This window comes from Clostridium sp. (genome assembly GCF_051278035.1).
In the GTDB taxonomy this organism is placed as follows: domain Bacteria; phylum Bacillota; class Clostridia; order Clostridiales; family Clostridiaceae; genus Clostridium_AD.
Genome location: NZ_JBNMNU010000161.1, coordinates 1 through 9,781, shown reverse-complemented (window position 1 = coordinate 9,781; position 9,781 = coordinate 1). Strand labels below are relative to the sequence as shown.

The following is a 9,781-nucleotide window of genomic DNA, read 5'->3' as shown; positions in this document are numbered from 1 at the left end:
AACAATACTGGCAATTTAATAATTTAATTCCATGATTTTGTGTTATAATTTTAAACATATAAAAGAATATAACAACGAAAAGAGGTTAATGATGAATAAAAAAGAATTGGCAGGCATAAGAAAAGAATTTAAATTAGATAGTGGTATGATGAAAATCCAAGAAATTTATAGTGTTTATCTAAAAAAAGATAATGTACAAATTGACTTTGAGCCAGTTATTCATTCGGAATTTGATTTTTTTGATAGAATGGAGATTGACAAAAAAGAATTGTTTTTAGGAAATTTTAAGAAAGTACTAACCGGTGCTCTTGACACTAAAATTTTCGAACTTAATTTTGAGAATATAGAGGAAGAAAATAACACTCAAAAGCTTTTAAATGGTGCTTTGAAAGCGAATAATAAAATAGATATTCAAAGCTACATAAATAAGCTTATTGAAAAAATTGCAACTAACTATAAATATGATACTGACGTTGTTATTACTTTTATTAAAGCAGAGTACTGGTTAGGTACAAATCATAGAAATTTAGATGCAGATGAAAGTATTGATGATGCAGTACAAGCCTTTAATTTCATTTTATCTAGTGTAAATAAAATAGATATTCCAAAGAGAACGCTGAAGTATGACTATAATGACAAAGAATTTAAAGCTAATTCTGCATTAGATACAGTGATAAATCTTAGCACTCCTTTAGAGGGATTCATGTTCCCTAGCCTTACCAATGGATATTCAGATATCAATAATATTTTATATTATTCTTCTAAACCTAAAGAACTAAACATTTCCTTTATTGAGAATGTTCTTGACTGTGGTTTTAAATTTACTGCAGAAGACGAAAAAAATTGCTTTAGTGATATATTGAAAGCTATAATTGGAGATAAAATTAAGCCTGAACTTATTCAGGATATTTATGCTAATATTTATGAACTTGCACAGCAAGAAGATGAAAATGAAACGCCTACTCTTGGAATCATGGATGTTAAAAATATACTAAGTAATTGTGGTGCAGAGATTATGTGTGATATAGATACCGCATTTGAAGATACCTGTGGTATAAGTTATGATTTTAAGATAAATAATATTATACCAGATTTTAATTCGAAATCCATAAAGGTTACTTGTGAGACTGCAAATATTACTTTAACTCCTAATGATTTAAATTCTGTTAAACAAGTTAAAAATAAGGATGGCAGGAGATGCCTACTTATTGAAATAAATGATGATATTATCTTAGAGGGATTTAAATTAGAAACTGAAGATTTTTAATAAAGACGAGAATATCAGCGCTTATAAAACAGCGCTAATATTCTCCTTTTTTTCTATATTTATTTTTAGGTCTACCCACTTTACCATATTCCATTTCAACAACAAGTTTTTGTTCTTTTTCTAGATAATCTAAATACCTTCTAGCTGTTATTCTAGAAACTCCAATATTTATTGCCATTTGTTCAGATGTAAAGGTATTATCTTTCATGTCAGATATTCCTATTAAAATTTTTTCATAAGTGTATTGATTAAACCCCTTAATGTCTCCTATATAATCATCATATTCGATAACATGTTTATTCTCTTTCATTGTATATTTATCGATAATTCCCTGGTCCATACTATCAATGTTTTTAAAACTATTCTTTCTGCTTCTAAATTGAAGCAGTGCTTCTTTAAACCTATTGAATATAAAGGGCTTTACTAAATAATCCACTGCACCGTATCTAAATGCCTCTTCTATAGTTTCTGTGTTTCTATCTGCAGTTATTAATATAGCATCACATTTATAATCCTCTAGTCTTACCCACTTTAGTAAGTCTATGCCTTTACCTTGTGGTAAAAAAACATCTAATAATATTAGATCAATTTCACCGCTTATTATAACTTCTTTTGCCTTTTGAAGTGAATTTACTGAAGCATACAATTCAAAACCTTCTACTTTTTTTAAGAATTTTTCATTAATCTCTCTAACCATTGGGTCATCTTCAATAATAAGAACCTTAATCATTCTTTCTACCCCTTTTCATTGGTATATATATATCCCATATAGTTCCATTATCTTGTGTGATATTTATACTTCCACCGGCATCTTTTATTATTTCCTTAACAATACTAAGACCAAAGCCTCTATTACCTTCCTTAGTTGTAAACCCACGATTAAAAACACTACCTAATATATCTTTACTAATTCCAGGTCCATTGTCCTTAATTCTAATTGTAAGTGCTCTACTATTGGAATTTAAAAGTACATAAAGCTTACCATTCTCAATTTTGACCAATTCGTCGATAGAATTTTCTATTAAATTTCCGATAACAGAACATATTTCGTCTACTGTTGTAGTTTTAGGAATTTTATCTATATAAGAATTAGAATCAATTTCTATAGAAATTTTAGCCTCTGTTGCCTTATTATACTTTGCAAGAAGTATCCCAGCTATGCGAACATTTTTAATTCTTTTACTAAGAGTGTCAGAAACTTCTTGTCTTACTTTAGATATATCCCTAATGTACTCAATCACCTCATCATACTCTTCTAATTGTATTAGTCCTGAAATAGTATGAAGTTTATTCATAAATTCATGATTTTGTGCTCTTAAAGCAGAAGTCATTTTTTTAATACCAGTTAATTCTTCTGCCATATGCTTAACTTCTGTTAAATCCTGAAAACTAGATACAACACCTATAATTTCCTCTTTAGGATTTCTAAGTAAGCTGTGACTGCAAATAAGCGTTTTATCGTGGCACATTTTAAGCTCTTGGTTATATACTGCTTCTTCTGATTTAAGTACTTCCATAAATTCATCAGAATACTTAATGTTCAAATTAGAAATATTTTCACCTATATCCTCATCCTCTAGATTTAACATTTCCTTAGCCATTTTATTGAAAAGGATTACTATGCCTTGACTGTCTATAGCTATAATACCATTTTTGAGACTCTGCAAAATTAAATCCTTTTGTCCGAGAAGAAGAGCTATTTCCTTTGGCTCTAATCCAAATATACTTTTCTTTATCGAATTTGAGAGTAGTGCTGCAGCTAATATTCCAAGTAGAAGTCCACCTATTAAAGCTATCTTTAAATAAAACATGTAAATACTGAGTTCCGCATATACAGTAGCTGTTAAAAGGCCAACTAAAACCGCCCCCACTTGCTCCCCATTGTAATATATAGGTACAAAGGCTCTTAATGCAGAGAACAGCACATTTTTGTCCTTAGCCACATAAGATTCACCTTTTTTTAAAACACGTTTTTCTCCACCATCAGTATATTTCTTACCTAAGGAACGTCCATAAGGATAAGAGTATTTTATACCATCCATATCCATAACTATAATATACTGAAACCTTGTTTTTTCTCTGAAGCTTTCAATAGTATCCTGAACTGTTTTGTAATCTTTTGAGGTCGCTAGTGTTTCTTCTATCTTATCAATAGAGGCAATCGTTACAGCTAAATCCATTGCATTATTTCCCATTTGAGTTTCTACAGAATTTTGAACTTGATAATAAGAAACAATTCCTATAACCCCTATTACGATGAGTATTATAATGCTTATAAATATTGTTAATCTATACTGTAATTTCAATAATACTTCACCTCAAATTATAATTATTCTAATATTGCTTTGCTTAACCCATCCTTAATAGCCTTAATAAGTGCCTTACTTGTATACGTAGCTCCTGCCACAACGTCAACCTCTGAAGAATTTTCCTTTATTACTCTTGCTGGAATTTTATCATATACTATATCAGCTACTACTGGAGTTTCTTGCTGTTCCAATATCACAATTTCTTTTATATCATATTGATCCGTGACTACTTGCACCTTTATATTCCCAATATGGCCTTCAGCATTTCCCTCATAGGTTCCGTCTTTATATTTAATAGTTTTAGCACTACAAGCAACTAATGTAGTTACTAAAACAATTGTTAAAGTTAACTTTAATATTTTTTTCAAATAAGTCTCCTCCTTATTATTTCATATACCTTTTTAGGAGTTCCTAGCCATTAATATAAGTATATCATTTTTAAACTACTATGTCATTTGCTGAGGCTCACTTCCACGGACAAAATATACCCTCTGCTATATCAATTATTATAAAGAAAAGCAGGCCAATCATACTTAAAATTAAAATACCAGAATACATCTGGATATAGTTAATCCTCATCCAAGAATCCATAATAAAATACCCCATGCCATATTCAGTTCCAAAATTCTCAGTAAAGAATAAAACAGATATCGCTGTGCCTATGCTTAATCTAAGTGATGTTAGTATAGCCTTTAGTATTCCTGGAAAAATAATTTCTTTTGCAATTTGATAATTTGTTGCTCCTAGGGAATACATAGGATAAAAAACTTCTTCTGGAATGTTTTTAACTTCGTCGCGTATATTAACCACTACGGGAAAAAAAGTAATTAAAAATATCATAACTATTTTCGTTAAATCTCCTAAACCAAAAACAAGCATTACTATAGGAAGTAATGCAATCTTAGGGACTGGATAATTAAAATATACAATTGGTGACAATATTAAATCAATTTTCTTAAAGTACCCCATTAAAACCCCTATTGGAATCCCTATTGCAAGTGTAAACAATAGACCTAATATTATTCTATTAAAGCTGTATACAACATGAATTGCTATGTCATTATGAAATGTGTTAACTATATTCAGTAATATTGTAAAAGGCTGTGGAAATAGAGCCTTATTAATAAACATAGCTATTATCTGCCACAATCCAAAAATAATAAAAAAAGCAATACCAAAGTTAACTACCTTATTTTCTTTAAGTTTCATTTTTTCTATCTCCTTTAAGAATCCCCCTAAGTTTACTGTTCATATGTATGTACTCTAAATCCACTGAATTATTCTCAGTTCCAAAGAGTGGATTACGAATAACTTCTAGTATTTCCCCTGGAGTCGAAGAGATTATAGCTATATCCTGTGCTAAATATATTGCTTCCTTAATATCATGGGTTACAAGGATAGTAGTAACCTTATGTTCTTCCCAAACTTCTAAAAACAATTTTTGAACTTCCTCTCGAGTCATAGCATCTAATGCAGAAAAAGATTCATCCATTAAAAGTAGTTCAGGTTTTAGAAGTAGTGCTCTAGCCATAGATACTCTTTGCATTTGTCCTCCGCTTAGTTCATTTGGGTACCTTTTAACAAGTTCAACAAGGCTTAACTCCTTTAACAATTTTTTATAAAAATCAATGTCTATGTTTTTCTTACCATCTTTAATTTTTGCTGAGAGAAATATATTTTCTTCTACTGTTTTCCATTTAACTAGTCCATAATTCTGAGGTATTAAACCTATTCTATGTATTTTTGGATCTACCGTTTTTCCATCTATTAAAACTTCACCATCATAGTCTACAATAATTCCTGCTAGAACCTTTAACAAAGTAGATTTTCCTCCCCCTGACGGTCCGATTAAAGCACATATTTCCCCTTTTTTTACTGATAAATTCGCATTATCTATCACCAAGGTTTGCGTATTCATATTTTCATAACTAACTTTTAAATTGTTTATTTTTATCATTCATTTCCACTCCACTCATTACATAAATCACTATCCACATTTAAACTTCCAAGGATTCTCCCTACAGTTGTATTTATAATATCTTCAACTGTTTTAGGTTTTTGATAAAAAGCTGGCATTGGTGGAATTATCCTAACATTTAAATCACTTAAAAAAAGCATGTTCCTAAGATGAATAGAACTAAGAGGAGTTTCTCTTGGAATCAAAATCAACTTTCTTTTTTCTTTAATCATTACATCTGCAGCTCTTATTAATAAATTATCAGAGCTTCCATTACTTATCTTTGAAAGAGTCCCCATTGAACAAGGTACAATTATCATCCCATCAGTTTTAAACGAACCACTTGCTATACATGAAAACATATCATCTATAGCACATAATTTTAGCTTAGTCTTGTTTTTATTAATATTTTCAAACCATTTTTGGAAATCTATCTCAACCTCATACTCTAAAACTTTTCTACCATTGTCTGTAATAACTAAAAAAATTTCATTTTCCTCTTTTATTAATTCTTCTATAAGCCTCACACCGTAAATACTTCCGCTAGCTCCGGTAATTCCAACTATATATTTACCCATATAAATCACCTCTTAACTATAATATAAAAAATCTAATACTGTAAAAATAAATAATAAAACACTTACAACTTGATTTATATTATAAGATGCAAGTTTCATCTTTTTTTCATTAGATGGAGATACAATATAATGTTCTAACGCTAACAGACTAGCACTTATTAAAATGCCAAATAAATATATTAAGCCTAAATGCATTATAAAATATAAGATAATTAAAAGCAAAATAGTAATAAAGTGAAACAATGTTGATATGTATAAAGCTCCCTTTAAACCAAATTTAGCTGGGATAGAATATAGTCCCGTTTTTCTATCAAACTCAATATCTTGAGTTGCATAAATTATATCAAACCCCGCTACCCACAATGTTACAACAGCACCCAAAATAATCGGTGCTATCGCAAATTTACCTGTTACCGCAAGCCAAGCCCCTACAGGTGCACCAGCGCAAGTAACGCCTAAAACTATATGGCATACCCATGTGAACCTTTTAGTATAAGAATAAATTATAAACAGAAAAAGCGCCACAGGTGATAGTACAAAACACAGAGGATTTAACTGGTATGCAGCTAAAATGAATATAAAAAAACACAGTAGCACAATACCAAATACTTCATAATTTTTTACCTCTCCTTTTGGCATATGTCTATTTGCTGTTCTAGGATTCTTTTTATCAATATCTTTATCTACTATTCTATTGAGAGCATTTGCTCCATTTCTAGCACCCATCAGAGCAATTAATATCCAAAATATTGTAGCAGCTGAAGGTAACCCCTCAGCTGCCCAAATCATTGATATTAAAGCGAAAGGAAGGGAGAAAAGCGTATGTGAAAACATAACTAATTCTCCATAGCTTTTAAGTTTCTTTAATACCATATTTTTTCCACCTCTCATCTACCATTTCTTTAATTTCTTTTGACATTTCTATATCTTCTGGCCAAGGCCTTGTATGTCCTTCTGCGGACCATTTTTTTGTAGCGTCTATACCAAGTCTAGACCCATAGCGTGGAGTATTTGAAGCATTATCTAGCGCATCTAAAGGCCCCTTCGAAATAACTAAATCTCTACTCGCATCTATATTGTTAAATACTTTCCACGCAACGGTAGATATATCCTTTGGGTCTATATTTGCATCTACCACAACAATCATTTTTGTATACATCATTTGTGAAAGTTCCCACAGCAAATTCATAATTTTATGAGCATGTTTTGGATAAGCTTTTTTAATAGAAACAATAACACAATTATTAAATACGCCTTCTATTGGGGAATTTATATCTATTATTTCAGGACACTTAATCTTTATTAGAGGTAAGAAAATTCGTTCTGTAGCTTTTCCTAGATAACAATCTTCCATCGGCGGCTTTCCTACAATTGTTGTATGATAGACTGGGTTCTTTTTTCTTGTGATTTTTTCTATATGGAACACGGGATACATATCTTCAAGAGAATAATATCCTGTATGATTACCGAATGGACCTTCTAATCTCTTCTCATCTAAGTCTACATAGCCTTCTAGAATAAATTCGGCATTTGCTGGAACATAAATATCATTAGTTATTGATTTAACTAATTCAACAGGCGATTTTCTAAGAAATCCCGCAAATATCATTTCATCTATCATTTTAGGAAGTGGTGCTGTTGCCGCATATATTGTTGCTGGATCACATCCCAGAGCTACGGATACCGGCATTTTTAATCCTAGCTTCCTATATTTCTCATATATTTCTTTACCATCTTTATGTAGATGCCAATGCATGCCAGTAGTATTTTTATCATACACTTGAAGCCTATACATTCCAACGTTTTGCTGATTGGTCTCTGGGTCCACTGTTATTACTAAAGGAAGTGTAATATAACGCCCCCCATCTTTGGGCCAACACTTCAGTATAGGGAGAGTATTTAAATCGCATTCTTCTATTACTTGTTGACAAGGAGCATTTTTTACTTTTTCAGGTACCCATTTTGTAATCCTAGCAAGTTTCGGAATAGATTTCACTTCATTCATAAAATCCATTATAGTTTCAGCAATTTCATCAAGATTTTCTACCTCGAGCCCATAGTTTATTCTCTCATAGGTTCCCAAGGAATTAATAAGTACTGGGTATTTAGAGTTTTTTACATTTTTAAAAAGTAGTGCATTACCATGTTTTTTTGAAACTCTATCAACTACTTCTGTGATTTCAAGGTCACTGTCTACTTCTATTTCAATTTCATCTAGAAGTCTTTTTTCTTTTAAATGATGCATAAAATCCTGTAAATCTTTAAAAGCCATAAATTCATTCCTTTCAAAATTCGTTAGGAATTGCGATTTAATAATTTTTGTGTTATATCCTTAATTGTTTTTTTACTTTCACACTCAGGTAATTTTTCTATATAATCAAATGCCTTTTTTGTGTATTTATCTGCTAAATTTTTCGCTTTATCTATTCCTTTAAATTCATTTACTAGAATAGTTATTTCGCGAACAGCCTCATCGTTTAATGAAGAATTTTCTAAAATACTTAAAATCTTGTTTTCCTTATCCTCTGACATAGCATATATTAATGGCAGAGTATAATAACCCCTAATTAAATCGCTTTGTGCAGTCTTACCAAGTTCAGTTGTATCTCCACTATAATCTAGCAGGTCATCTATGATTTGAAAAGCCATTCCAATATAATAGCCAACTCTTCCAAGTAGCTTTGAAGTTTTCTCAGTGCATTTAGATTCTTTTGCTCCAGTATAAAAACTAATAGCAAATAGTGCTGCTGTTTTCCCTGATACAATTTTTATGTATTTTTTGAGATTTGTCTTTTTTGCATATCTGATATTATGTTGTATTATTTCACCCATACATATCTTAGATATGGCCTTTGAAATGTCTTTTAGGTTTTCTGTGGAATAATTATATGATGATAGCATTATAAAACATTGGCAAAACAGAAAATCGCCTATATACACTGCATATTCTTTACTATATTTGTGTTGCACTGTTTCTACGCCACGCCTGAGTTTAGATTCATCTACAACATCATCATGAACGAGAGTAGCCATATGCATCATTTCTATGGCCGCTGCTAGATTATGCATTTTATCCTTGTCATATTCTCCAAATTTTGATGCCAGTAGCAAAAAAGCAGGTCTTAACATCTTTCCCCCTGCGTTAACTAGTGGAGAAATCGCTTCATCAAATTCTTTTTCACTGGATTTTACGTTATCAACTATTATTCTTTTTACATCCTGTAACTCTTCTGTAATATGAGGGTAACTTTCCCATAATTTACTCATTTTATCACCTGTGTCCAATTATTTTTAAAGTTTTAATTGTGTGAAGATAATCACTACTAATTAAATATTCCACTATAATATCAAATGTCCTTTTAAATATTTTAAAAGGACATTTGTTTTTTAAAAATTTAATTTTTAACTGCATTTTAACATATGTTTATTAATCAACATACAGATAAGATTTTTTAACCCATCCTATCTTCTTCCAATATTTCTTTAAAACTGGTAGTACATAATAATCCATACCAAAAGTACTTCCTGATCCACCTATAAGAGCTACTCCTGCGGCTAAGTACCATAACATCTCAGTAGGAGCCATTCCTGAAGTCCATATCATCATACCCATAGCAATTGATGTAAGTGAAGCAATTGCACTGAATAGTCCAACTATCAGTAATAATCC

10 protein-coding genes and 1 pseudogene are annotated in these 9,781 nt (G+C 30.8%); 1 reads left to right on the top strand and 10 read right to left on the bottom strand.

The annotated features are described in order from the left end of the window. Nucleotides 1-91: 91 nt before the first annotated feature. On the top strand, nt 92-1,267 hold the full coding sequence (locus tag ACJAX4_RS18945; protein ID WP_435790997.1) for a DUF4317 family protein: 1,176 nt from the start codon (nt 92-94) through the stop codon (nt 1,265-1,267). 34 nt (nt 1,268-1,301) lie between these two features. On the opposite strand, the gene ACJAX4_RS18940 is transcribed toward ACJAX4_RS18945, so the two are convergent. The 10 genes and pseudogenes from ACJAX4_RS18940 to ACJAX4_RS18895 form a co-directional block, all read right to left on the bottom strand. Further along, nucleotides 1,302-1,997 (bottom strand): response regulator, encoded by a 696-nt coding sequence (locus ACJAX4_RS18940; protein WP_435790996.1) that lies wholly within the window; start codon nt 1,995-1,997, stop codon nt 1,302-1,304. Next, nucleotides 1,990-3,573 (bottom strand): ATP-binding protein, encoded by a 1,584-nt coding sequence (locus tag ACJAX4_RS18935; protein WP_435790995.1) that lies wholly within the window; start codon nt 3,571-3,573, stop codon nt 1,990-1,992. Before ACJAX4_RS18935 ends, ACJAX4_RS18940 begins: the two co-directional genes overlap by 8 nt. 23 nt (nt 3,574-3,596) lie before the next feature. After that, nucleotides 3,597-3,944, bottom strand: coding sequence for an FMN-binding protein (locus ACJAX4_RS18930; protein WP_435790994.1), 348 nt, complete (start codon nt 3,942-3,944; stop codon nt 3,597-3,599). Nucleotides 3,945-4,041: 97 nt separating this feature from the next. Next, nucleotides 4,042-4,785 (bottom strand): ABC transporter permease, encoded by a 744-nt coding sequence (locus ACJAX4_RS18925; protein WP_435790993.1) that lies wholly within the window; start codon nt 4,783-4,785, stop codon nt 4,042-4,044. Next, nucleotides 4,775-5,533, bottom strand: a complete 759-nt coding sequence (locus tag ACJAX4_RS18920; RefSeq protein ID WP_435790992.1) for an ATP-binding cassette domain-containing protein — start codon at nt 5,531-5,533, stop codon at nt 4,775-4,777. The genes ACJAX4_RS18925 and ACJAX4_RS18920 overlap by 11 nt, the downstream gene beginning before the upstream one ends. After that, on the bottom strand, nt 5,530-6,111 hold the full coding sequence (locus tag ACJAX4_RS18915; protein ID WP_435790991.1) for a UbiX family flavin prenyltransferase: 582 nt from the start codon (nt 6,109-6,111) through the stop codon (nt 5,530-5,532). The genes ACJAX4_RS18920 and ACJAX4_RS18915 overlap by 4 nt, the downstream gene beginning before the upstream one ends. Before the next feature lie 12 nt (nt 6,112-6,123). Continuing rightward, the gene (locus ACJAX4_RS18910; RefSeq protein ID WP_435790990.1) at nt 6,124-6,984 is read right to left on the bottom strand and encodes a UbiA-like polyprenyltransferase; all 861 of its coding nucleotides are present in this window, start codon (nt 6,982-6,984) and stop codon (nt 6,124-6,126) included. Continuing rightward, the gene (locus tag ACJAX4_RS18905) at nt 6,965-8,383 is read right to left on the bottom strand and encodes a menaquinone biosynthesis decarboxylase (RefSeq protein ID WP_435790989.1); all 1,419 of its coding nucleotides are present in this window, start codon (nt 8,381-8,383) and stop codon (nt 6,965-6,967) included. Before ACJAX4_RS18905 ends, ACJAX4_RS18910 begins: the two co-directional genes overlap by 20 nt. Before the next feature lie 23 nt (nt 8,384-8,406). Then, nucleotides 8,407-9,378, bottom strand: a complete 972-nt coding sequence (locus tag ACJAX4_RS18900; protein WP_435790988.1) for a polyprenyl synthetase family protein — start codon at nt 9,376-9,378, stop codon at nt 8,407-8,409. Nucleotides 9,379-9,538: 160 nt separating this feature from the next. Continuing rightward, a pseudogene (locus ACJAX4_RS18895) lies at nt 9,539-9,781 on the bottom strand (pyridine nucleotide-disulfide oxidoreductase); the annotation flags it as partial.

What these genes read in the sequence shown, in the direction of transcription:
- ACJAX4_RS18945 (WP_435790997.1), top strand. Translation starts at nt 92, where the DNA reads ATGAATAAAAAAGAATTGGCAGGCATAAGAAAAGAATTTAAATTAGAT.
- ACJAX4_RS18910 (WP_435790990.1), bottom strand. Translation starts at nt 6,984, where the DNA reads ATGGTATTAAAGAAACTTAAAAGCTATGGAGAATTAGTTATGTTTTCA.
- ACJAX4_RS18940 (WP_435790996.1), bottom strand. Translation starts at nt 1,997, where the DNA reads ATGATTAAGGTTCTTATTATTGAAGATGACCCAATGGTTAGAGAGATT.
- ACJAX4_RS18900 (WP_435790988.1), bottom strand. Translation starts at nt 9,378, where the DNA reads ATGAGTAAATTATGGGAAAGTTACCCTCATATTACAGAAGAGTTACAG.
- ACJAX4_RS18905 (WP_435790989.1), bottom strand. Translation starts at nt 8,383, where the DNA reads ATGGCTTTTAAAGATTTACAGGATTTTATGCATCATTTAAAAGAAAAA.
- ACJAX4_RS18920 (WP_435790992.1), bottom strand. Translation starts at nt 5,533, where the DNA reads ATGATAAAAATAAACAATTTAAAAGTTAGTTATGAAAATATGAATACG.
- ACJAX4_RS18925 (WP_435790993.1), bottom strand. Translation starts at nt 4,785, where the DNA reads ATGAAACTTAAAGAAAATAAGGTAGTTAACTTTGGTATTGCTTTTTTT.
- ACJAX4_RS18915 (WP_435790991.1), bottom strand. Translation starts at nt 6,111, where the DNA reads ATGGGTAAATATATAGTTGGAATTACCGGAGCTAGCGGAAGTATTTAC.